This is a genomic window from Nonomuraea insulae (genome assembly GCF_042656245.1).
Genome location: NZ_JBHSPA010000047.1, coordinates 55,272 through 77,882, shown reverse-complemented (window position 1 = coordinate 77,882; position 22,611 = coordinate 55,272). Strand labels below are relative to the sequence as shown.

Genomic DNA, 22,611 nt, shown 5'->3' with positions numbered 1-22,611 from the left:
CGAGGAACTACCACTCGATGCCCTTCTGCCCCTTCTGCCCGGCGTCCATGGGATGGCGTACCTTGCCCATCTCCGTCACCAGATCGGCCGCCTCGATCAGCCCCTCGGGCGCGTCCCTGCCGGTGATCACCACATGCTGGTTGCCCGGCCGCCCGGTGAGCGCCGCCAGCACGTCATCGAGGTCCAGCCAGCCCCACTTCAGCGGATAGGTGAACTCGTCCAGCACGTAGAACCGGTACGTCTCGGCCGCCAGATCACGCTTGATCTGCTCCCATCCCTCGCGGGCGTCGGCCGCATGGTCCTCCTCGGTGCCGGGCCGCTGGATCCACGACCAGCCCTCGCCCATCTTGTGCCAGGTCACCGAGCCGCCCTCGCCCGAGTCGCCCAGCACCTTGAGCGCCCGCTCCTCGCCGATCCGCCACTTGGCGGACTTCACGAACTGGAACACCCCGACCGGCCACCCCTGGTTCCACGCCCGCAACGCCATCCCGAAGGCGGCCGTCGACTTACCCTTGCCGGGGCCGGTGTGCACCATCAGCAGCGGCCTGGTGCGACGCTGCCGGGTGGTGAGCCCGTCGTCCGGCACGACATCCGGCTTCCCCTGCGGCATGATCAGACCACCTTCCCGCGCTGACGACCGACCTCGGACTCACGAACAGCCCCGGCCTCTCGAACGACCCCGGCTCCTCGAACGGCCTCGGCCTCACGACCGGTCCCGGATTCGCGAACGGCCCTGGCCTCACGGCCGGTTCTGTGTTCGCGAACGACGGAGTCGAGGTCGGACAGGGAGTCGAGCGCGACGAGCCGGGCACGCAACCGCGACGCCAGCCGCACCGCCAGGCCGAGCCGGACCGGCCCGCTCTCGCAGTCCACCACCACCGACGCCGTGCCCTCCAGCAGCCCGGCGGCCCGATCCACGTCCCCGCCCGCCGTGGCGCGCCCATCGGTCACCACCACCAGCAACGGCCGCCTGGCCGGATCGCGCAACCGCTCCACGCGCAGCACCTCGGCCGCCCGCGCCAGCCCCGCCGCCAGCGGCGTGCGCCCACCGGTCGGCAGCGTACGCAACCGCGCAGCCCCAGCCTCCACCGACGAGGTAGGCGGCAGCGCCACCTCGGCCCCGGAACCGCGGAACGTCACCAGCCCCACCTTGTCGCGCCGCTGGTAGGCGTCGAGCAGCAGGCTGAGCACGGCCGTCTTGACGACGGTCATCCGCTTGCGCGCCGCCATCGACCCGCTCGCGTCCACCACGAACAGCACGAGGTTGCCCTCCCTGCCCTCCCGCACCACCTCGCGCAGGTCGTCCCCGCGCAACACCAGCCCGGGCCCGCGGCGACCCCGCTCCCGCTGATGTGGCGCCGCCGCCAGCATGGTCGCCATCACATGCAGATCACGCACCTGCCCGGAGGGCCGGCGCGATCCGGTGCTCCTCCCATGCGGCGTACGCGACCGCGACCGCCGCCCGGTCGCCCCCTCCCCGAGCCCGGGAACCTCCAGCAACGGCACCCGGTACGGCGCCGCCACCCCGTCCACCCGGCCCCCGCCAGGAACCCCTTGCCCGGCATGAGCCGGCTCGGTCACCCGATCCGTACCCTCTTCCCCGGCCGGCTCCGATCCCGTGCGCCCCTCGGGCGACGCGTCCACGTGCTCGTCCCGTCGCCCGTCCGCCTGATCGGCTCCCCGCCCGTCCACGTGCTCGTCCCGAAGCCCGTCCGCCTGACCGGCTCCCCGCCCGTCCGGCCCTCCGGCATCCGTGCCGTCTCCGTCCGCGTCAGGGCCGGAGCCGTCCGAACCAGGACCAAAGCCGTCGGCGTCAGGACCGGCGTCGCCCGACGGCCCACCATCGGAACCGTCCTGATCGTCCGGATCGTCATCCTCAGAAGTACGCTCCAGCAGCTCATCGAGCATCGCCTCGTCCAGCCCCGGCGCGTCGAACGGATCCCGCCGCCGCCGATGCGGCAACGACAGCCGGGCCGCCGCGCGTACATCCTCGACAGTCACCACCTCCCGCCCCCGCCAGGCGGCGTGGGCGATGGCCGCGTTCGCCGTGACGAGGTCGGCCCGCAGCCCGTCCACCTCGAACGCCGCGCACACCGTGGCGATCTGCCGCAGCCGCGCGTCCGGCAGCCGCACACCGGCCACCCGCTCCCGGGCGGCGGCGATGTGGCCCGCCAGCTCCGACTCCTCCCGAGCCCACCTGGCCGCGAACGTCGCGGGGTCGGCGTCGAAGGCGAGCCGTCGCCGTACCACCTCGGCCCGCTCCACGGGATCGCGCGAGGCCCGTACCTCGACCGTCAGCCCGAACCTGTCCAGGAGCTGCGGGCGCAGCTCACCCTCCTCCGGGTTCATGGTGCCCACCAGCAGGAACCGGGCGGCGTGCCGGACCGACACGGACTCGCGCTCGACGTAACAGGTGCCCAGGGCGGCCGCGTCGAGCAGCAGGTCCACCAGGTGGTCGTGCAGGAGGTTCACCTCATCGACGTACAGGACGCCCCGGTGCGCGGCGGCCAGCAGCCCTGGTTCGAACGCCTTCACACCCTCCGTCAGCGCCCGCTCCACGTCGAGCGATCCCGCCAGGCGGTCCTCCGACGCGCCCACGGGCAACTCGACCAGCGTGGCCGGGCGGTTCACCCCTTCGGCGCCGGGTTCATGCGGTCCGTCCGGGCACTCGGGATCGGGGGTCGCGGGGTCGCAGGCGAACCGGCAGCCGGGCACGACCGCCACCGCCGGCAGCTGGGCCGCCAGCGCGCGGACGATGGTGGATTTCGCGGTTCCCTTCTCACCCCGTACGAGCACCCCGCCCACCCGGGGCGAGACCGCGTTGAGCACCAGCGCCAGCTTCAGGTCGCCGAGCCCGACGACGGCGCTGAACGGGTAGGTGTTGATCAAGACGAAACCTTCCGATTGACATGGGCCACCCGCCAGCCGCCCCGGGTGACGGTCAGCTCTGTGGTGGACAGCGGCGCGAGGTCGAAACGGGCGGTGGCCAGCGGGCCCAGCCCCAAGGCGTGGCCGAGCGCCGCCCTGATTGCCCCGGCATCGCAGATGGCGACCCCCTCGCGCACCGCTTCGAGCCAGCCCGCCACCCTGGCCGCCGCCGCGGCCAGGCTCTCGCCGCCGTGCGGCGCCGCGTGCGGATCGGCGAGCCACGCGGCCAGCGCCTCAGGCTCCTCCCCGGCGACCCGCTCGTACGACAGACCGCGCCACCGCCCGCACCCGGCCTCCCCGAGGGCCGGAGCCTCACGGGCCTCCAGCCCCATGGCGACGGCGGTCTGCCACGCGGCCCGGACGGGAGCAACCCAGACGGGTGTTCCCGCCGCGACCGGCGAGGCGGCGGCCCTGGCCAGGCTCGCCGCGTCGGCCTCCTCATCACCGGGAAAGCGGGCAGCCCGCATCCCCGGCGTCGTGGCGTGCCGGACGAACAACAACCGAGCTCAGCCCGGCTCGGCGGCACCGACAGGAACGGCCTGCCGCGCCGCCCGGTCGCTCACCCACCCGAACAGCACGCCGAAGGCCGCCCAGAAGACGAGTTGCGTACCGATCGAGGCGAGCCTGAACTCCCACAGCAGCGTGGCGGGGAACCCGTCGGGCACCTCGTTGACCGTGGGCAGCAACACCCACGCCGCCACCACGGGAACGAGGAAGGCGACCGCGGCCGACCCCCATCGAACCCACGGATCGGGGGAGACGACCCGCCGGGCCGTCGCGACCGCGATCGCCACCGCCGCCAGCCCCACGAGGACCATCACCACGTAGAGCAGCGTGCGGCTGTTGATCGTCGCCGGATCGCCGACAGCGGGCGGATTAGCTGGATATTTCACGAAGGGAACAAGAATGATCGCGACGAACGCCGTACCGGCGGCGACCAGGCCCAGCCGCCCGTCCGAGCGCGGCCCGACCCGTCCGCGCAGACCCGCGAAGACCAGGGCGAACACACCGCCCACGGCCAGCCCGTAGAGCCCGGTCGCGAGGAAGAGCCCGGCCTTCTGCACCGGCCTGCTCACCTCGGCCTCGTCGCCATGGTCATGCCCGGCCTCGGCGGCCGGAGCGGCCGCCTCCTCCAGGGCGATGGCACTGTCCACGCGCGGCTCACCGAAGAAGAAGGCGAATCCGCCCGCCAGAAATCCGGCCAGCAGGCCCATGAGCAGGCCCCTGACCAGCAGGGTGCGTACCATGCCTCGCCCTTAGTGGCAGGGCACGCCGAGCAGATGCCGCCCGTCGTGCATCAACTCGTGCAGGAAGGCGCCCGTCTGGGAGACGGCGCCGTTGTCCATCAGGACCAGGTACGCGACGAGCAGCAGCAAGGGCACGGCCAGCAGCCAGGGCCGCAGGCGCGGCAGGGGAATGGCGGATGGTGTGGTCAGGTCACTCATAAGAGCCTCCTCAGGGATGACGCGTCCCGCTTGGTGAGGTCACGGTCGCCAAGCGACCTGGCTCCCGGGATCTACGTCCCGGATACAGTGGCGCGTCCGCACCGGCATCTCACCGGATTTCCCTTGGACAACCGTGAAATCTACCGGAACGTATCCTTTCCTCCCGTTCGCGTCAATACGTCGATCTCGGCGCAGGGGGCAGCGATTCGAGGCCGGGGAAGACCGCGGACCAGAGACGATCCGCGTCATGACGCCGGAGAGCGCGGCAGATCCTGGGGGCCTTGGACAGGATCTGCCGCGCTCTCCGGAGTTCCGAGAGTGAAGCTCACCCACCCTGCCCTCCTCCGCGTCGCTAAACACGGCGTGTGCGCGGGCCCCGTTCCAAGATCAGAGTTCGTGTCCAGGCCGCGGAAACGCCACACCGGCCATGTCGCCCTTAGAGATTTGCCCCCTTTGGCCTGCGATTGTGGCAGGAGAGCTGCCATCATGGGCACACGGTGCGTGATTTCGGGTAGGAGGGGCCGATGTCCACGCCTGCCCCCGACAGGTTCCCCAACGGGGCCGAGACTTGGCCGATCAGCCACGATCTGGCGGCACTGCGCGACCTGGTGCACCGGCACGGACAACGGGCCGGACTGGCCTCGCAGCGCGGAGACGATCTGGCGCTGGCGGTCAACGAGGCGGTCACCAACGTGCTCGACCACGCCGGAGGGCGCGGCTGGGTGCGGTTCCGGGTCGATGACGGCTTCCTCACCGTCGATGTCGTCGATCGCGCGGGCCGGCTCGGCCCGGAGGCCCGCCCGGACGAGCGCCCGCCGGCCGGCCCGCACGGGTACGGCCTGTGGGTGATGCACCACCTGTGCGACGAGGTCGTCATCACCCGAGGCAGCGGCACTTCGCAGGTACGGCTCCGGATGAAACGCGCCCGGGCCAACGGCCGGCCCGCACGGCACCTGTCGGAAGCGACGCGCCCCCCATCTCCGTGATGAGGGCGGGGCACCGCCTCCCAACAGGCGTTTCTCCTGCGCACGGCCCGCTGGGAAGCCACTTCGCCCGCGTACGTGATCGTATTGTTACCTCCCGGTGAGAGTAGCCGGTCGGTCAGCGGTCAGAGATCGGGTTGAGGTCCAGCAGAGGGCTTCGTCTCGCAAGACGTACGAGGCGCGCTTCTGTCTGGACTTTTTGTTTTGGACGGAGCGGCCTGCACAGCCGAGAGCAGGAACACTGTCATGACCGTTCAGGACATCGCGATCACCGACCTGACCGCCGAAGAACTCCTCGTGGCCATGGTCGAGCCCGATATCTCCGATGAGCACCGGATGAGGCTGCGCGAGCGGCTCGTTGAGATGCACCAATGGCTGGTCGCCGAGGTCACCCGCCGCTACGGGCACCGCGGCGAACCGCTGGAGGACCTGCGGCAGGCCGCCTACGTCGGCCTGGTCAAGGCCATCAACGGGTTCGACGCCGGCCTGGGCCACGATTTCCGCGGATACGCCGCCGTCACCGTGACGGGCGAGGTCAAACGACACTTCCGCGATCGCACCTGGGCGATCCGGGTGCCGCGTGTCTACCAGGAGCGCCGCTCCGAGCTCAACCGGATCACCGGCGAGCTCACCCACCTGCTCGGCCGCTCGCCGACGGTGGCCGAACTGGCGGCCAAGATGAACCTGTCGGAGGAGGATGTACTGCTGGCCATGGACGCTTCGTCGGCCTACAGCACCCTGTCCCTGGACGCCCCGGTCGGCACGGACGACGGCGACTCGGCCTGCCTGGGCGACTTCATCCCCGCCTACGACCAGGCCCTGGACACGCTGGTCGACGCGCAGGCGGTCAAGCCGCTCATCGACGCGCTGCCGGACCGGGAGAGGAACATCCTGCTCCTGCGCTTCTACGGCAACCTGACCCAGGCCGAGATCGCCACCGAGTTCGGCATCTCCCAGATGCACGTCTCACGCATCCTGCGCGCCGTACTGACCCAGCTGCGCCAGGCCCTCCTCACCTCCACGGACCGCCGCCCCACCCGCGCGGCCGCCTGACCACCCGGCAGACCAGCCCCGCCGCAGCGGCGTCGCCGCTGAGACGGGGCTGATCCATTCCCTCATGCCGGTCCCTCATGCCGGGGTACGAGAGCTCCCGATCCGGCAGGACCTTCCCGGCGTCACGAAGCCGGTCGATCTCCCCCAACAGCGGCCGGCGGCGAGCCACGAACAGAACGGTCCTGTGGAAGATGGACCGCGTACGTCATCTTCCACAGGACCCTCGACAACCCCGGTGCCACGACAGGGCACAGGTCAGTGACGGATGCCGCGCCTGCCGTACAGGCTGACAGTGAGGATGACGCCGACAGCGGCGACGGCGATCTGGAGCAGCAGCTCGATCCAGTCGATGCCGCCGGTCTCGGCCACGCCGAACGCGCCGGCGATGAAGGTGCCGATGAAGGCGGCCACGATGCCGACCACGATGGTCAGCCAGATCGGGATGTTCTGCTTGCCCGGGACGACCAGGCGGCCCAGCGCGCCGATGATGGCGCCGATGACGATGGCGGTGATGATGCCGGTGATGGTCATGTGCTGCTCCCTGCTATCGGGGGGATAAAGCTGATCACCGACTGCCCGGCAAAGACCGGCGTATGCCTCATCGCCAGGATCCGATGCGAGTCGCGACGCGTGCGGGGGCTTGGATGCCGAGCCGGTAGCCGGCTTCGTCAGTTCAGCTGGATCCCGACCAGGCAGGTGTCGTCATCGGTGTCGGAATGGTTGTGGGTGAGCAGGTTGTCCAGGCGGTGTTCCAGGCTCGTCGTCGGATAGATGGCTGTGCGCAGCAGTTGCGCTTGTGAGTGCTGCAGGGTGCGGTCTCGCCGTTCGATCAACCCGTCGGTGTACATCAGGAGGATGTCGTCCGTCGCGAGCTGGATCTGCCTCTCCTCGTAGTCGGCCTCCGACACGGCGCCCAGCATGATCCCGTTGATCAGGTCCAGTTCCACCGCCTCGCCCTGCCTGATCAGGATGGGCGGGAGGTGGCCCGCTCTGGCCCAGCGCAGGATGCGGGTCTCCGGATCGTAGAGGCCGAGGATCGCGGTGGCCGTCACCTGGTCGGTCAGGTGGTGGGTGACCAGGTTGAGCCAGGCCAGCAGCTGGGCGGGGCCCGCTCCTGTGGCGGCCAGGCCGCGCAGCGCGTTGCGGAGCACGACCATGCCGGTGGCGCCTTCGATCCCGTGCCCGGCCACGTCGCCGACGGACAGCATGATCTGCTTGCTCGGCAGGACGACGGCGTCGTACCAGTCGCCGCCGACGAGGTGCTCCTGTTCCGCGGGGCGGTAGCGGACGGCGATCTGCAGGTCGAAGGTCTCCATCGGCTCCCGCTTGGGAGGCATGATCGCCTGCTGTAACTGCAGGGCCAGGCGGTTGCGTTCCGCGGACTGCTGCTCGGAGTGGGCGAGCTGGTCGCGGGTGGCCGCCAGGGCCACTTCAGTCCAGTGCTGGGAGGAGATGTCCTGGTAGGCGCCGCGGATGGCCAGGGGTCGCCCGCCCTCGTCGAGGACGGGTTCTGCGACGACCCTGATGTGCCGGGCGATCCCGTCGGAGCGCTGCAGGCGGAAGGCCGTCGACGCGGATCTGCGGTGATGCAGCACGGTGTGCAGGAAGCGGCCGATCGCCGCGGCGTCGTCCGGGTGGCAGTGCTCGGCCAGGCGTTCCAGAGGAATGGGCTGCTCGCCGTCCGTCAGGCCGTAAAGGGCGTACAGCTGGTTGTTCCAGAGGATTCGCCCGGTGGCCGTGTTCTGCTCGAAGCCGCCGATGCGGCCCAGCCGCTGCGCGTGTTGCAACAGGTTGGCGAGCTGGGTCGACTCGTCCCGCAGACGCCAGATGAGCAGGACGGCGTCGCGGTGGCGGGTGATGCTGACGGCGGCGTCGCTGGACAGCGGCACCTGATCCACCAGCGCGGTCAGGGTCATCTTCTCGGCGCGGTACGGCTCGCCGGTGGCGTGGACGCGCTCGATCTTCTCCCACAACCCGCCCTCCTCGGCCGCCAGCGGGTACGCCTCAAGCATCAGGGCGCCGGCGACCATGGTCCGCGGACGCCCGGCCGGATCGGCGAACGCGGCATTGGCGTGCTGGATGCGGAAGTCGCCGAGCCTGCCGTCCTCATCCAGGTAGGGACAGAGCACGAGCGCCGCGTCCGGCAGCCCGTCGGCCAGGTCGACCAGCTCGGGCAGCGTCTGCAGGTCGTGGTCCGATGCCGGCCTGTCGGGAGCTTCCAGCGTGTACGCGCACAACTCGGCCAGCGCCTCGATCTGCTTGCGGACCTGCGGAGGCTGCACCGGCAGAGAATGCGGCCAGCCCACCTCCAGGACGGCGAAGATCCGTCCCCCGGTGCCCGCCGGCACGGCCACCCGGCCACCCGGTGTGTCCCGACCGCCGATGGAGGGCAGGCCGAGAGCGGACAGGTCCTTGATCCAGACACTTTCGCGCTTCACCAGCGCGCGACGGGCCGGCGTCTCGACCCCCGGCGGGACGTAGCGCCACCGCCTGGCCTCCTCGGCGCCGAAACCGGCGTAACCGACCAGGGTGAGCGAGCCGTCGGGGCCGGCCTCCCAGGCGGCCACGGCCGTCGCGCCGAGCGGGGTGAGCGCGTGCTCCAGCAGCGACTCCACCACCGCCTGAGCGTCGGTGGCCTGCAACGCGCCGCTCTCCGCGCGGCGCAGCCGTACCGCGACGTCGGCCGCTTCGCGGGACAACTCCTCGGACTGTGTGTAGGCCAGGAACGCGCGCGCGGCCTCGCTGATCCGGTCCTGCGCCGCCTGGTTGATGATGTCGGCGGCCAGTTCGAGCTGGGTCAGGCCGGCCTGCTCGGCCAGCGTGGCCAGTTGCTGGGCCGCGCCGCTCACGCTGAGGCGCAGGCGCTCGATCAGCACACCCTTGGCCACCTCGATGAGGGCCCGGCCCTCGGCGGCCATCTGGGCCCGAAGGACCTCCCTGCGCAGCCGTTCGATCGTGGCCGCGAGCCTGCCGACGTTCGTCTCCGTTCCCGGCTCAGCGGAGCCGGGAACGAAGGAAGCATCAGGCGGCGGTGGGTTGTGCACGGTGTCGCTCCTTGCCGATGGTGCTTCAACCTCAGGGAACGGACTGCGCCTACGCGATGACCCAGTGCCGGATCCGCTCGATGAGATGGTCGGCGTCGACCGGCTTGGTCACGTAGTCGCTGGCTCCCGCCGCCAGACTCTTGTCCCGGTCGCCCGGCATGGCCTTGGCCGTGACGGCGATGATCGGCAGCTCCGCGTACCGCGTCATCTGCCGGATCCGCGCGGTGGCGGCGTAGCCGTCCATCTCCGGCATCATCACGTCCATCAGGACGAGATCGATCTCGGGATGGGCGGTCAACGTGTCGATGCCCACGCGGCCGTTCTCGGCGTGCAGCACCTGCATGCCGTGGATCTCGAGCATGCTGGTCAGCGCGTAGAGGTTGCGCGTGTCGTCGTCCACGACCAGCACGGTCCGGCCGGTGAGCGTGTCGTCGACCTCCTGCCCGGCGGCCGGACCCACCTGTTGTGGCCTGACCAGCGGCAGCACGTCTCCAGGCTGGTCGGCCGTCAGGTGCAGCGCGATGCGCTCGCGCATCTCGTCGAGGCTCGACAGCAGCTCCAGCGGCTGGCCGCCGCGGCGCGCCTGCAGCCGCGCCTCCTGCTGAGGGTTGGCCCGCCAGTTGTTGTGGGCCAGGACGGGGACGGCCTGCAGGGCCGGGTCACCGTCCATCGCCTCCAGCAGCTGGTAAGCCACCTGGCCCGGCATGTCGAGATCGATCACGATAAGGTGGCAGGGCTCGGCCGCCAGCGTGGCGGCCGCCTCCTGCGCCCCGACGGCCGTGACGATCTCCACCGCGCTGTCCCTGGTGGGCGCCAACTCGGTCAGGACGCTCTCGGCCACCAGCGAGAGCAACCCGCGCGGCCGCTCCTCGATGATCAGAACCCGGCGCTGCTGCTGAACGGACGACCTGCTGGCGGCCGCCTCGGAGGCGACCGGGGCGGTCGGTGAGACGGGATGCTCCGCGAAGTCCGGCCGGGCGATCGGCAGGTAGAGCGTGAACGCGCTGCCCTGCCCGGGGACGCTCTGGGCGACGATGGCGCCGCCGAGCAGGTAGGCGATCTCCCTGCTGATCGACAGCCCGAGGCCGGTGCCGCCGTACTTGCGGCTCGTGGTGCCGTCGGCCTGCTGGAACGCGCCGAAGATCACCTCAAGCTGCTGCTCGGCGATGCCGATGCCGGTGTCGATCACCCTCAGCGCGATGGCCGCGCCATGCGGGCGCACCGGCGGGGGCAGCTCGGACTGGGCCGCCATCTCGATCCGGAGCTCGACGCTGCCCGTCTCGGTGAACTTGACCGCGTTCGACAGCAGGTTGCGCAGCACCTGGCGCAGCCGGGAGTCATCGGTCAGCACGTCCAGCGGGATGCCCGGAGCGGACACGATCCGGAAGTCGAGGCTCTTCTGCGTGGTCATCGGCCGGAACGTGGCCTCGACGTACTCCAGAAGCTGCCGGAGAGAGACCGGTTCGGGGTTGATGTCCATCTTGCCCGCTTCGACCTTGGACAGGTCGAGGATGTCGTTGATGAGCTGCAGCAGGTCGGAGCCGGCCGAGTGGATGATCCCGGCGTACTCGACCTGCTTGGCCGTCAGGTTGCGCGTGTGGTTCTGGGCCAGGAGCTGGGCCAGGATGAGCAGCGAGTTGAGCGGGGTGCGCAGCTCGTGGCTCATGTTGGCCAGGAACTCACTCTTGTAGGAGGAGGCCAGCGACAACTGCTGGGCCCGGTCCTCCAGCTCCTGCCTGGCCTGCTCGATCTCCAGGTTCTTGGTCTCGATGTCCTGGTTCTGCCGGACCAGCAGGCTGGCCTTCTCCTCCAGCTCGGCGTTCGAGCGCTGCAACTCCTCCTGCTGGTTCTGCAGCTCCTCCGAGCGGGCCTGCAGCTCGGTGGCCAGCCGCTGCGACTCACCCAGCAGCTCGTCGGTACGCGCGTTGGCCACGATCGTGTTCAGGTTGACCCCGATCGTCTCCATGAGCTGGTCCAGGAACGCCATGTGCACCGGCGTGAACGTGTACACCGAGGCCAGCTCGATCACCCCGAGCACCTGCTCCTCGACCACGATCGGCAGCACGATGACCGACCCGGGGGAGGACTGGCCCAGGCCGGAGCCGATGGTGATGTAGCCGCCCGGGATGTCGTTCAAGGCGATGGTGCGACGGGTGTGCGCCGCCTGGCCGATCAGCCCCTCGCCCATCTGGAAACTGGAGCGCCGGTCCGGACCCGCCAGGTAGCCGTAGGCGCTGATCAGCCGCAGCTCCTCGTCGCCGGCCAGGAAGAAGGCGCCGTACTGGGCGGCGACCAGCGGCGCCAGCTCGTTCATGACCAGCTCGGCCACGGTGGCCAGGTCGCGGTGGCCCTGCATGAGGCCGGACATGCGGGCCAGGTTGGACTTGAGCCAGTCCTGCTGCTCATTGGCGCTGGTCGTCTCGCGCAACGACTTCACCATCGAGTTGATGTTGTCCTTCAGATCCGCCAGCTCGCCCTCGGCGTCCACGGTGATGGACCGGGTCAGGTCACCGGAGGTGACGGCGCTGGTCACCTCGGCGATGGCGCGCACCTGCCGGGTGAGGTTCCCGGCCAGCTCGTTGACGTTCTCCGTCAGCCGCTTCCACGTGCCCGACACGCCCTCGACCTCGGCCTGGCCGCCCAGTCTGCCCTCGCTGCCGACCTCACGGGCCACGCGGGTGACCTCGGCCGCGAACGCGGAGAGCTGGTCGACCATCGTGTTGATCGTGGTCTTGAGTTCCAGGATCTCGCCGCGGGCGTCCACGTCGATCTTGCGGGTCAGGTCGCCCTTCGCCACCGCGGTGGTGACCTGGGCGATACTGCGCACCTGGTTGGTCAGGTTGTCGGCCATGGAGTTGACGTTGTCGGTGAGGTTCTTCCAGGTGCCGGCCACGTTGGGCACGCGCGCCTGGCCGCCGAGCTGTCCCTCGGTGCCGACCTCGCGGGCCACACGGGTGACCTCGTCGGCGAACGCGCTGAGCGTGTCGACCATGGTGTTGATCGTCTGGGCCAGTGCGGCGACCTCGCCCTTGGCCTCGACGGTGATCTTCTGCGACAGGTCGCCCCTGGCCACCGCCGTGGCGACCTGGGCGATGCTGCGTACCTGGCTGGTCAGGTTGGAGGCCATGACGTTGACGTTGTCGGTGAGGTCCTTCCACGTCCCCGACACGCCCCGGACCGTGGCCTGGCCGCCCAGGTTGCCTTCGGTGCCGACCTCGCGGGCCACGCGGGTGACCTCGTCGGCGAACGCGGAGAGCTGGTCCACCATCGTGTTGATGGTCTCCTTCAGCTCCATGATCTCGCCGCGGGCATCGACCCGGATCTTCTGCGTCAGGTCGCCCTTGGCCACCGCAGTGGTCACCTGGGCGATGCTGCGTACCTGGGCGGTGAGGTTGTCGGCCATGACGTTCACCGACTCCGTCAGCGCCTTCCACGTGCCGGACACGCCCTTGACATCGGCCTGGCCACCGAGTCTGCCGTCGGTGCCGACCTCGCGGGCCACCCTGGTGACCTCGTCGGCGAAGGAGGAGAGCTGGTCGACCATCGTGTTGAGGGTGTTCTTCAGCTCCAGGATCTCGCCGCGCGCCGAAACGGTGATCTTCTGCGACAGATCGCCGCGTGCCACCGCCGTCGCGACCTGGGAGATGTTACGCACCTGGTCGGTCAGGTTGTCGGCCATGAAGTTCACCGAGTCGGTCAGGTCGCGCCAGGTGCCGGCCACGCCCTTCACGTCGGCCTGACCACCGAGCTGACCCTCCGTGCCGACCTCGCGGGCCACCCTGGTGACCTCGGCGGCGAAGGAGGAGAGCTGGTCGACCATCGTGTTGACGGTGTTCTTCAGCTCCAGGATCTCGCCGCGGGCATCCACGGTGATCTTCTGCGACAGGTCGCCCTTGGCCACCGCCGTGGTGACCTGGGCGATGCTGCGTACCTGGTCGGTGAGGTTGCCCGCCATGGCGTTGACGGACTCTGTGAGGTCCTTCCACGTGCCCGACACCGCCGGGACGTCCGCCTGGCCGCCCAGCCGGCCGTCGGTGCCGACCTCCCGCGCCACCCGGGTCACCTCGGAGGTGAACAGGGACAGCTGGTCCACCATGCCGTTGAAGACCGAGGCGATCTCCCCGAGGAGTCCGTCGGCGTCGTCCGGCAGCCGGGTGCGGAAGTCGCCGTCACGCACCGCCGTCAGACCAGCGAGCAGCTGACGCAGCTCGGGCTCGCCCACCTCGTCACCGCTGATGGTGGCCCGTGAACCGCGAGATTTCGTATCACTCATGTCCACCCCGTCGCTCCTGTCAGATGGACGGCCATCGCCCCACAGCGGAGATGGCACACCAAGGTGAAACATCGCAGGATATTGCAGCCCTAGGCTCTCCTCCGGAGAGTACTAGAGCACATAAGGTTGTGGCCCTACCCCTGAAAAGGGCAACGGGTCACGGCACGCAATACGTTTCCATAGCCGTACCGGAGCGCCAGTCGGCGGCGCTTAGCCCGGTTGGTGTGGTTAGCCGCCTTAACGGAGGTAAGAATGGCAACGACTCCGCCTCGAATTCATCCGGTGCCCCACTCCGGGAGGAACTGATCGCTGCGATGGACGACCTCGATCCGCAGCTGGCCCTCACCCGCACCACCTATCCGCAGGCGCAGGTCATCCACGCGGCGGGCGTCCTCGACTATCTGCACGCGCCGCTGTTCCGCGTCCAGATAGACGCTGCCCTGTGTAACAACCCGCTCGACCTGATCCTGGAGTTGTCCGGCGTGCAATTGTGCGACTCCTCCGGCCTGTCCGAGTTGCTCGACGCCCGCCGGCAGGCCGAGGCCGCGAAAGTCCGGCTGATGCTGGCCGCGGTGCCGGGCAACTTGAGACGCCAGCTCACCATCACCGGGCTGGCCGCGGTGTTCGACAGCTATCCCACGCTGGACGACGCCCTGCGGCAGGACCGCCCGCCCACCCGCTCCTCCTGATCAGTCCCGGGTCAGGTGCTCCCTGCTGAGGGCGAACAGGTCCGGCGGATCGCCGCTGGTGGCGTGTGCGGCGTACCAGCCGATCACGCAGGCGCGGCCGTCCATCTCCACGGTGGCGACCGCGTTGTGGAACCATGGGCCGCGCCGGATCCGCCAGGCGAACGGGGCCGCTCGCACGCCGGCCGCGCGCGCCAGAGCACGGCCGATCAAGCCCGCCAGGCCGAAGGAGGCGATGCCGTTCGCCAATCGCAGCAGCCTGCTCAGCGGGTTGCGGATCGGCGAGCACACCGCCTGATAGACGTTGCTCACCGCGTTCTTGATCTTCGCCTGGGCGAGGTAGGAGTAGTGCACGTCGCCGGACAGCAGCACCACACTGGCCGGCGGCCGCCCGGCACCGCCGGCGCCGGTGCTGATCCGCACGATCAGCCGGGACAGAGCGAAGAAGCTGCGCCCGAAGGCGCCCCAGTGCTCCAGATCGAGCGTCTGCCGTATGCGTTCGCCGGCCCGGGCCGCCCAGGGCCCCCACCGGCCCTCGCACACCGCCTCGTTCCAGCTCTCCAGGTAGTGCAGCCCGGCGGGCAGCAGCACGGGCACCGACGAGCCGATCAGCAGATGATCCACCTCGCCCGCGGTGGCCTGCTCGGCGAACCAGTCCCACTCCTGCTCATCCACGATCGCCCGTCCCCCTGGCTTGAGCGTGCGCGCGCACCGTGAGTCCAGCACGATGAGCCGGTTGCGGCCAAGCCGGCGCACATAGCTCCACCGGTTCTGCGACGGATCCTGGTCGGCCTGCCAGGCGAACTCGTCCAGCAGCGCGCCACCGTCCCCATCCGCCGAGCGCAGCGCCTCCAGCAGCGGGTCCGTCGCCCGTTCCGCCGGCGGCAGATTGCCCAGATGCTGATAAATCCAGTACGAGCCCAGCCCGGCCACCACCCGGCGGCGCCACCAGGGCTGGGCCAGCATCTCCTCGCGCCAGTCGTGGGAGGTGTTCCAGTCGTCGCGCAGATCGTGATCATCGAAGATCATCATCGTCGGGATCGTCGACAGCAGCCAGCGGACCGCCGGATCGGACCAGGCCAGCCGGTACAGCTCGGCGTACTCGGTGAAGTCGGCGATCTCCTCGCCCGGCTCGGCCGAGGTGTCGCGCCGGTCCCTGATGAACTCGCGGACCTGCTCGGGCGGCTCGTCCGCGTACACCTGATCGCCCAGCATCAGCAACGCCGTCGGCCGGCGCGCCGTCTCCTGCCCGGCCATGTCGTACGCGTAGGCGCGCAGCACATCCACCCCGTGCGACAACACGTGCGCGGCGTCGTGCGGCACGCTGGTACGGCACGACCCGAACAGCAGCCGCACCGGCGCGTTCTCGTCCACGGTCGCGATCACCGACGGCGGGAACTCGCTGTCCGGCTCCGGCCACACCCGCACGCCGTCCAGCTCGACCGCATAGTCCGTGCGGGACCCCGTGGCCAGCCCGCTCACCTCGACCAGCGCGTAGTGATGACCGTGCACCGTGAACGTGCGCGCGCAAGCGTCCAGAACGCTCACCGTGCACGGCTCATCGGTCTCCACCCAGATCGACGCCGAGCTGTCATCGACATACCGCAGCAGCGGCCCCACCACCACCTGTGGCACACAACCTCCCCTATCACCAGCTACCGGGACGATACGCCCCCTGTGGCCCCCGCCGGGGCCGGTGCTGGGGTTGACGTCTTCGCATTACCGCGAGGCACAGGGCCGCGCCGGACGCTTCGACGAATCCGCAAATGAGCGGAAGTGTCCCGCAACGTGGCTAGGTTGCTGTGCCATGACCAGCACCACGAGTGATCGCCATCGCCCTGTGACCCGCCTCGCCACGGGACTTGCCTGCGCGCTCCTGATCGTCGTGGCCGCGGGCTGCGCCGCCGAGGACGACCCGAGCAACGCCCAGATCGGGTCCTGCCTCGAAGCGCTCGGAAAGGGCGGCAAGACCGTCCAGAACGACTTCCGCATCGTCGCGTGCACCACCTCGCAGGCCGCCTACAAGGTGATCAAGAAGGCGGGCAGCTGCGACGACTCCACCAACGGATACGTCCAGGTCGGCACCCGCCGATCGCGCAGCCGGCTGTGCCTGACGCTGAACGCGAAGAAGGGCGACTGCTTCTACCAGGAGGTCGGCTTCCCCACCGGCAAGGTGTCCAAGGTGGCCTGCGGATCCTCGGCGACCTACCGGGTCACCAAGGTGTCCGACGGGTCCGCTGACGCCTCGGTCTGCGGCAAGGACGTGCCCAACTGGACCAAGACCCCTGACGAGCTGCCGCGCGCGATCGTGTACCGCAGCCCCCCGCTCACGCTCTGCGCCGACCGCCCGTGACCGTGCCTCCCGGCACCGGCGCCGGCTCGGCGAGGCCGCGCCGACGGCGGGGGCGGGGGCGGGGTTCCACGGCGGCTTGAGGCTTTCCATCCATCGGCCCAGCACCGCCGGTGGCGCGAGGAGGAAAGCCTCCGGGAGCGGTTCAACGACAGCCTTGAAGTCATGAGTTCTTACGATCAAGAGACGTCCGCCCCGCCCCCGTGGCGGGAACTGCTCGGCCGGGAGCATCTCGGCGCGGCGATCGTGCTGGCCTGCGCGCTGCGCCCACCGCGCTCGTCCGGCTCGTCGGCCGGGCCCGGGCCGCCATCCTCGCCGACCTGGACGGACCCGCCTCGACGACGGCGCTCGCCCACCGCCACGGCATGGCGGCGTCCTCCGTGTCGGCCCACCTGTCGGTGCTGCGCGACGCCGGGCTGCTGACCTCACGCCGGCACGGCTTTCAGGTGCTGTACGAGCGCCTGCCGCTCGCCGTCGCGCTGCTGGCGGCTCAGAGCTGACGCACCGGACTCATCAGCGGGCCTTGCGCCCCCAGGCTTGCACCAGCAGGCTTTCGCGTACGACGGTGGCGGGGTGGGCGAGATGCCGGCCGAGTTCCTGTGTCAGGCCGGTCAGGGTGCGCGGGTTGATCCCGCGGGCGCGGATCCGTTCGGCGAAGAGGTCGGCGAAGTACAGCAGCAGCGTCTGATAGAGGTCTCCCGGCCGCCAGGAGAAGGCATACGCCATGGTCTGGATCTCCCGGCAGCCGGCCTCCCTGAGCAGATCCGGCAGCCGGGCCCCGATGTGCACGTCGCCGCCGAACACGGAGGCGAGCAGGAACTTGAGCCTGTCCCAGGCGGGATGCGGAGGCTCGCACTGCCAGGTGGTCCAGTCGAACTCCTGCACGGCGATCCACCCGCCGGTACGGGTGGCGGCGACCATCGAGGCCACGATCGCCTCCGGGCCGGCGCTGTTGATGAGCACGAGCCGGCAGTGCGTCAGGTCGAACAGCGGCTCGGCGTCGCAGGGGAGGCTCCCCAGCGCGGTGGTGACGTTGACCAGGTCGAGGGCGGCGATGGACTCCCTGGCCCAGGTGATCATTCGCTCGTCGTTGTCGAGGCCGACGACGGTGCCGGAGGGGCCGACCTTGTCGCTGAGGAGGTCCAGGACGCCCAGGGGCCCGCATCCCACGTCGATGGCGCGTGCCTGGTCGGCGAGCGGCAGACGATCCAGCAGTTGCCGTGCGACGTCGCGGAGGAGGTCGCCCTGGGCCAGCAGCCGTTGCCGCTCGCCGGCCGAGGAGCCAAGAAGGTAGGCGGGGCCGGGTGATGTCGACGCTGGTCGAGGCACTCGTGTCCCCTCTCTCTGGTGATGATGGCGGCCTTAGTTCAATCCAACCTTGTCATTACTCAGAGTAGTAGTACCTTTACCTGTGGTGAGTGCGGGGCGATGGGAACCCTCGTCCTCGCACCTCCACTACCTGTCCTTCAGCACCACAAGGAGGCAAGAGATGCCTGAGGACAACCCATCGCGCCTGGCCCGGCTGCGGACTCGTTTCTCGCTCCTGGACGCCAACGGCGATGGCCGCCTGCAGGCCGAGGACTTCGACCTGCTCGCCGGACGCGTTCTCGACGCGCTCGCGGTCAAGCGGAACTCGGTCAAGGCCACCGCCCTGCTGGAGGGCTGCCGGATCTACTGGCAGGGGCTGGTCGCCGCGTCGGGCGGCGAGGGCCACGGCGAGGTCGTGTCCTTCGAGGAGTACGCGGCGGTCATCCCCGACGACGACCACTTCGACCACTACGGCCAGCCCTACGTCTCCGCCCTCGCCGACCTCGCCGACTGGAACGAAGACGGCCAGGTCGAAAGGGCCGACTTCCTGGCCTGCATGGCGGCGATCGGCTTCGCCGAACCGCAGGTCGAGCGGATCTATGCCGAGATGAGCTTCGACGGCGCGGTCGCCGCGGAAGACTGGAAGGCGGCGATCAGGGACTTCTACGTCAGCGCCGCGGCGAACACTCCCGGGCAGCTACTTGTACGCCGGTCGGCATGATGCCGAGCCGATCGGCACCGGTTGGCACGAGTCATGTTCCTGCCGACGAGGAGAGCTCCTCCGCCACGCAGGAGATGCGGGGTGACCGGTTGCCGGCGTACAGCGGCCCGTCCCGCCTCTCCACGGACGTGCGGCCGGTGCCGATCGGTCACTTCGCCAACGCGCTGACTCGCGCGCTTCTGGCCAGCGACGGTTCGACCACGCTCCTGCTCCAGGCGCTGACCGGCGGTCCGATCACGGCGAGCCTGCGGAGCCTGGCCCATCAGCCTGCCACCCACCTGCCTGCTGACCTGCGGGCACAGCTGCGTCTTGCCGACGGAGCCACCGCCATCGTCCGGCACTCGCACCTGCTCGATCAGCAGGGAACGCCGGTCTCCCGCAACGAGGTGATCGCCTCCAGCGAGGACGCCCTCCTGCGGAGTGTGGCCAGCGATCCCACCCGGCCCGTCGGGCTCGGCCTCATCGCCCACGACATCGATCACAGCCGCCGCCTGTACGTCACGGGGCTGACCCGCTGGGACGCCGAACTCGACGCCGCGTCCAAGGCGTACCTCATCAGTGTCGGCGCCACGCCCTTCATGTACGTCTGGGAGACCTACAATCCCGAGGTGATTCCGCCGGGCACCACAGCCTGATCCGGGCCTTGCCGATCGGGCCGGCTCGTGCGGACCTCATCCCGGGCGGCCCTCGCCCCGATGGTGTCGAGGGCGAGGGCCGTTGTCGCAAGTTCCAGAGTCCCTGCGGTCAGCGGTGCCGATTGTCACGCGTTATGACAGGGCCTCGGTCAGGGGTGTCGTCACACGATGGGCATGAAGAGCGTGGTGCCGAAGTAGTCGACCAGGGAGACGTTGGAGGTGCCGGTCTTGACCATGTTCTGGTTGCTGATCTGCACGTTGTGGCAGTCGCCGACGTTGGCGCCCGGTGACAGGAGCACGACGTTGCAGAGCACCTGGGTGGACTTCTGGCTGCTGGAGTTGGTGTCGGCGTGGGCTGTCGTGGCTCCGCCGGCGGTGATGACCGCCAGCGTGGCGGCACCGGCTGCCAGGGCAGCGCGTGCCCGTTTCAGCATGGGTGTGTGCCTTTCGATCGCGAGGTGACGCGCCGCGGGGCAGACCTGCGGGCCCCGGGTGGCCGGTGGATCCGGCTGGGACCAGGGGCGCGGTGTCGTGCGATCTCGTGCGTGGGTGGGGGACCGGAGGGGCGCGGTATCCCTGCCGATAGCCCCTACCTGCGACGATAGCAGTGAGTAGCGATCCGTGGCGGAGGGTTGCGGTGTGTTGGCGCGCAGATGGCATCCCGCTCGACGAGGTCAAGGGCCGGCCCCCGCGCAGGCAGGTGTGGCCGTCCGGTAAGCCTTCTGTTTCGTGACTGAGAGTAATTATGTAACTACGAAAAGTAGGGCAGGGCGAACCCACCCCCGACCATGTCCATGACTGCAGGAGCAAGCTCGATGAGCACCCGGTACCACGAAGACCACTACGGCAGCATCACCGTCGGCGTCTACAACTGCCTCAAGACGGACGCCGAGGTCGGCTATAGTCCTCTTCCGGCGATCTTCCTCAAGCACCTCCCAGTCGTGCAGAACGCGCCCAACCCCGGCAAGGTCCCCACCCGGCTGGCCCTTCCCGCCTGGGACAACCAGGTCACCAGGGCCGAGATCCAGACGGAGATGCCGCTCGAGGCCGCCTTCCTGGACCTGGCCGAGCACACCGCCGGCCACTGGCACGGCAACGACTTCCGTGAGGAGAACGTCTCGGTCGTCCACGCCGACTGGTCTCGATACCCCATCGGGACCAACTGCGCCTACCGGAACGTGCTGGCCTCCGTCTACGGCCGGGGCGGGCCGACCATCGCCCTGTCCACCCTCTGCAACCCCCTGACCGGCAGGCGCCCGGCCGCGTTCGTGGGCCGGCTCGTCGCGGTCGCGCCGTACATGTGCGGCACCGCCCCCGTTTCCGGAGGGGTGGAGGGCGTCACGAAGGACTACGCTGATAGCGCTGTCATCACGGTCTCCTCCACCACCTCCGAGGGTCGTGAGTTCGGCCTCACCGCGGCCGCCGGCATCGGCGTCGCCGGCAGGAGAGTCGACCACACGGCGTCCTTCCGCTGGTCGACCTCCACGACGCAGAGCACCGAGGTCTCCAAGACGCACGCCGAGACGACCCACCTCCCGGTGCCGGCGGGCCGATGGGGCAAGATCGACCTGCGCGCCTGCGCCGGCGTCTACGCGGGGTGGCTCGCGTACAAGACCAATCAGAGCAACGACGCGATCGGCCTGTATCCGATGCGGGTGCCGGTGCAGGCATACGGCTTCCCCAACCCCCTGGCCGAGCACACCATGACCGCACCGGCGGCACCGGATGGCGAGCCCTCCGGCAGCGGGACCTAGGCCCATAACCGGTCGTCGGCGCATACTCGGACATCGGTGACCTGGCTGATGTGCCGCGCTCCGCAGCGGTCGCCCGGCATCACCAGGTGCGGGCCCTGCTCGTCGAGGGGCCGGCAGTCCATGCTGACGGCCAGAAGCGCCGCTGTGTTGCCGAACTCGGGGTCGATCTCGCCCCATGACAGCACCGCGCGGTGGCCGTCACGTCCCAGCACCGAGATCAGGAAGCGCAGCCGGTCCTTGCGCTCGTCCGGGTCGAACAGCGGCTCCGCGGCGCGGAGCACGTCGATGAGCAGGGGCCCGGTGAAGAAGTGACGCCGCGCTCCGGAGGTGCGGCACTCGAAGCTCACCGTCATCTCCCGCTGCGGCATCGAGCGGAGCATCGCGACACTCAGCCAGGCGGGCAGGCGCACCTCGCCCGACAGAGTCACCTGGCCGTCTGTAGGAAGATCGGTCGACGTGGGCTGCACCGGCATCTCCTCGCCTTCGTGACGTCTGCTCTTCGCGTTCCCGCCACTGAAGGAGATCACACTCATCTGCGAGCCGCTATCAGCTTACTCATGGCAGATGAGAGGAGGAAAAGGCGATCTGGTCCTCATCCCGTGCCGCCGTTGAGCTTCTCGGCGACCGTGCGGGCCGTCTCCAGCGCGCCCGCGGTCAGCCTGCCCTCGGGATCCTCGGGGACCGAGCGGTTGTACTCGACCTCGACCACCGCGTTGCTCACCCGGACCCCCACGGTCGCGCTGGTGGGCCCCCTGCCGTTGCCCCCGGGCAAGGTGTAGGCGGTGACGTAGGAATCGTCCCCGATGGCCGGCTCGGCCTTGGTGTAGCCCCGGGGGATCAGCGACGCCTCGTACCGGCGGGCGACGAACTGCTCGTGCGCCTGCGCCACCCCGTTGGGGAACACCTTCGTGTACACCTTCAGCCTGAAGGTCATGTTGTCGGGAAGCCCGGCCCCGTACTGGGTCTGGGCCGTCCACTCGCACTCCTCCTGGTAGATCTTGCTCTGCTTGGGGAAGATCACCAGCTTCGTCAGCAGTTCCTCGGTGACGAGGTCGCACGGGTCGACGTCGCTGGAGAACTTCGCCTCCCCGGTCGGGACCGGCTCGCTCGTGGCGGGCTGCGCGCTGGGCTGCGCGCTGGGCTGGGCGCTGGGCGGCGCGGACGGGGCCGTCGTCCGCGCGGCGACGGGTCTGGCCGGTGGTGGCGGCTCCTCCCTCGTCAGCAGGAAGACGATCGTGAACGCCATCAGCACGAGCACCGCCATGGCCCCGCTGAAGAGGCCGGGCGTCATCCGGATGCCGGTGGGCCGGGGGGTGCGGGGCGGGGTGGGCAACTCGTTCATCTCGTTCGTGGCGCGGGGCTCCGGTCATCCACGGAACCCGGGGGAACGCCACGCCTCCTCTCGGGGACTCTGGGAAAACGTCGGCCGCA

21 protein-coding genes are annotated in these 22,611 nt (G+C 69.8%); 8 read left to right on the top strand and 13 right to left on the bottom strand.

Annotation, left to right across the window (positions count from 1 at the left end):
* Positions 1 to 7: 7 nt before the first annotated feature.
* From cobO to ACFPZ3_RS37580, 5 genes are read right to left on the bottom strand one after another with little or no spacing between them, the layout of a single operon-like run.
* Complete coding sequence (cobO, locus tag ACFPZ3_RS37600) at positions 8 to 610, bottom strand: cob(I)yrinic acid a,c-diamide adenosyltransferase (RefSeq protein WP_379519100.1); 603 nt, start codon at positions 608 to 610, stop codon at positions 8 to 10.
* A gap of 2 nt (positions 611 to 612) precedes the next feature.
* Positions 613 to 2,889: a magnesium chelatase subunit D family protein gene (locus tag ACFPZ3_RS37595; RefSeq protein ID WP_379519099.1), complete on the bottom strand. Its 2,277-nt coding sequence runs from the start codon at positions 2,887 to 2,889 to the stop codon at positions 613 to 615.
* Positions 2,886 to 3,425, bottom strand: a complete 540-nt coding sequence (locus tag ACFPZ3_RS37590) for a histidine phosphatase family protein (protein ID WP_379519098.1) — start codon at positions 3,423 to 3,425, stop codon at positions 2,886 to 2,888. The genes ACFPZ3_RS37595 and ACFPZ3_RS37590 overlap by 4 nt, the downstream gene beginning before the upstream one ends.
* 9 nt (positions 3,426 to 3,434) lie before the next feature.
* Positions 3,435 to 4,175, bottom strand: a complete 741-nt coding sequence (locus ACFPZ3_RS37585; protein ID WP_379519097.1) for a CbtA family protein — start codon at positions 4,173 to 4,175, stop codon at positions 3,435 to 3,437.
* 9 nt (positions 4,176 to 4,184) lie between these two features.
* Positions 4,185 to 4,373: a CbtB domain-containing protein gene (locus ACFPZ3_RS37580; RefSeq protein WP_379519096.1), complete on the bottom strand. Its 189-nt coding sequence runs from the start codon at positions 4,371 to 4,373 to the stop codon at positions 4,185 to 4,187.
* Positions 4,374 to 4,897: 524 nt separating this feature from the next.
* Between ACFPZ3_RS37580 and ACFPZ3_RS37575 the strand changes: the two genes are divergently transcribed.
* Positions 4,898 to 5,359 carry an ATP-binding protein gene (locus ACFPZ3_RS37575; protein ID WP_379519095.1) on the top strand — a complete coding sequence of 154 codons (462 nt, stop codon included), beginning with the start codon at positions 4,898 to 4,900 and terminating at the stop codon, positions 5,357 to 5,359.
* Between the two features lie 243 nt (positions 5,360 to 5,602).
* The gene (locus tag ACFPZ3_RS37570; protein WP_379519094.1) at positions 5,603 to 6,409 is read left to right on the top strand and encodes a SigB/SigF/SigG family RNA polymerase sigma factor; all 807 of its coding nucleotides are present in this window, start codon (positions 5,603 to 5,605) and stop codon (positions 6,407 to 6,409) included.
* Between the two features lie 255 nt (positions 6,410 to 6,664).
* Here the strand turns inward: ACFPZ3_RS37570 and ACFPZ3_RS37565 are convergent, their stop codons facing one another.
* The 3 genes from ACFPZ3_RS37565 to ACFPZ3_RS37555 form a co-directional block, all read right to left on the bottom strand.
* Positions 6,665 to 6,940 carry a GlsB/YeaQ/YmgE family stress response membrane protein gene (locus ACFPZ3_RS37565; RefSeq protein ID WP_379519093.1) on the bottom strand — a complete coding sequence of 92 codons (276 nt, stop codon included), beginning with the start codon at positions 6,938 to 6,940 and terminating at the stop codon, positions 6,665 to 6,667.
* A gap of 137 nt (positions 6,941 to 7,077) precedes the next feature.
* Positions 7,078 to 9,453 (bottom strand): SpoIIE family protein phosphatase, encoded by a 2,376-nt coding sequence (locus tag ACFPZ3_RS37560; RefSeq protein ID WP_379519092.1) that lies wholly within the window; start codon positions 9,451 to 9,453, stop codon positions 7,078 to 7,080.
* A 49-nt stretch (positions 9,454 to 9,502) separates the two neighbouring features.
* Positions 9,503 to 13,726 carry a HAMP domain-containing protein gene (locus ACFPZ3_RS37555; protein WP_379519091.1) on the bottom strand — a complete coding sequence of 1,408 codons (4,224 nt, stop codon included), beginning with the start codon at positions 13,724 to 13,726 and terminating at the stop codon, positions 9,503 to 9,505.
* 314 nt (positions 13,727 to 14,040) lie between these two features.
* Between ACFPZ3_RS37555 and ACFPZ3_RS37550 the strand changes: the two genes are divergently transcribed.
* The gene (locus ACFPZ3_RS37550) at positions 14,041 to 14,415 is read left to right on the top strand and encodes an STAS domain-containing protein (protein WP_379519090.1); all 375 of its coding nucleotides are present in this window, start codon (positions 14,041 to 14,043) and stop codon (positions 14,413 to 14,415) included.
* Here the strand turns inward: ACFPZ3_RS37550 and ACFPZ3_RS37545 are convergent, their stop codons facing one another.
* Entirely contained in the window at positions 14,416 to 16,047 is a 1,632-nt protein-coding gene (locus ACFPZ3_RS37545; RefSeq protein ID WP_379519089.1) for an alkaline phosphatase D family protein, read from the bottom strand. It abuts the gene before it with no gap.
* A gap of 172 nt (positions 16,048 to 16,219) precedes the next feature.
* Here ACFPZ3_RS37545 and ACFPZ3_RS37540 point away from each other — a divergent pair, with 172 nt between their 5' ends.
* Both ACFPZ3_RS37540 and ACFPZ3_RS37535 read left to right on the top strand, forming a co-directional pair.
* Positions 16,220 to 16,765: an LppU/SCO3897 family protein gene (locus tag ACFPZ3_RS37540; RefSeq protein WP_379519088.1), complete on the top strand. Its 546-nt coding sequence runs from the start codon at positions 16,220 to 16,222 to the stop codon at positions 16,763 to 16,765.
* 200 nt (positions 16,766 to 16,965) lie between these two features.
* On the top strand, positions 16,966 to 17,262 hold the full coding sequence (locus tag ACFPZ3_RS37535) for an ArsR/SmtB family transcription factor (RefSeq protein WP_379519087.1): 297 nt from the start codon (positions 16,966 to 16,968) through the stop codon (positions 17,260 to 17,262).
* Positions 17,263 to 17,275: 13 nt separating this feature from the next.
* Here the strand turns inward: ACFPZ3_RS37535 and ACFPZ3_RS37530 are convergent, their stop codons facing one another.
* The gene (locus ACFPZ3_RS37530) at positions 17,276 to 18,091 is read right to left on the bottom strand and encodes a methyltransferase domain-containing protein (protein WP_379519086.1); all 816 of its coding nucleotides are present in this window, start codon (positions 18,089 to 18,091) and stop codon (positions 17,276 to 17,278) included.
* A 160-nt stretch (positions 18,092 to 18,251) separates the two neighbouring features.
* Here ACFPZ3_RS37530 and ACFPZ3_RS37525 point away from each other — a divergent pair, with 160 nt between their 5' ends.
* Complete coding sequence (locus ACFPZ3_RS37525; protein ID WP_379519085.1) at positions 18,252 to 18,791, top strand: EF-hand domain-containing protein; 540 nt, start codon at positions 18,252 to 18,254, stop codon at positions 18,789 to 18,791.
* A gap of 74 nt (positions 18,792 to 18,865) precedes the next feature.
* On the top strand, positions 18,866 to 19,426 hold the full coding sequence (locus ACFPZ3_RS37520) for a hypothetical protein (protein WP_379519084.1): 561 nt from the start codon (positions 18,866 to 18,868) through the stop codon (positions 19,424 to 19,426).
* 161 nt (positions 19,427 to 19,587) lie between these two features.
* Here ACFPZ3_RS37520 and ACFPZ3_RS37515 read toward each other — a convergent pair whose 3' ends face one another.
* Positions 19,588 to 19,860: a hypothetical protein gene (locus ACFPZ3_RS37515; RefSeq protein ID WP_379519083.1), complete on the bottom strand. Its 273-nt coding sequence runs from the start codon at positions 19,858 to 19,860 to the stop codon at positions 19,588 to 19,590.
* A gap of 507 nt (positions 19,861 to 20,367) precedes the next feature.
* Here ACFPZ3_RS37515 and ACFPZ3_RS37510 point away from each other — a divergent pair.
* Positions 20,368 to 21,180 carry a hypothetical protein gene (locus ACFPZ3_RS37510; protein ID WP_379519082.1) on the top strand — a complete coding sequence of 271 codons (813 nt, stop codon included), beginning with the start codon at positions 20,368 to 20,370 and terminating at the stop codon, positions 21,178 to 21,180.
* On the opposite strand, the gene ACFPZ3_RS37505 is transcribed toward ACFPZ3_RS37510, so the two are convergent.
* Entirely contained in the window at positions 21,177 to 21,647 is a 471-nt protein-coding gene (locus tag ACFPZ3_RS37505) for a molybdopterin-binding protein (protein WP_379519081.1), read from the bottom strand. The genes ACFPZ3_RS37510 and ACFPZ3_RS37505 overlap by 4 nt on opposite strands.
* Before the next feature lie 125 nt (positions 21,648 to 21,772).
* Entirely contained in the window at positions 21,773 to 22,522 is a 750-nt protein-coding gene (locus ACFPZ3_RS37500) for a hypothetical protein (protein WP_379519080.1), read from the bottom strand.
* Positions 22,523 to 22,611: the final 89 nt, after the last annotated feature.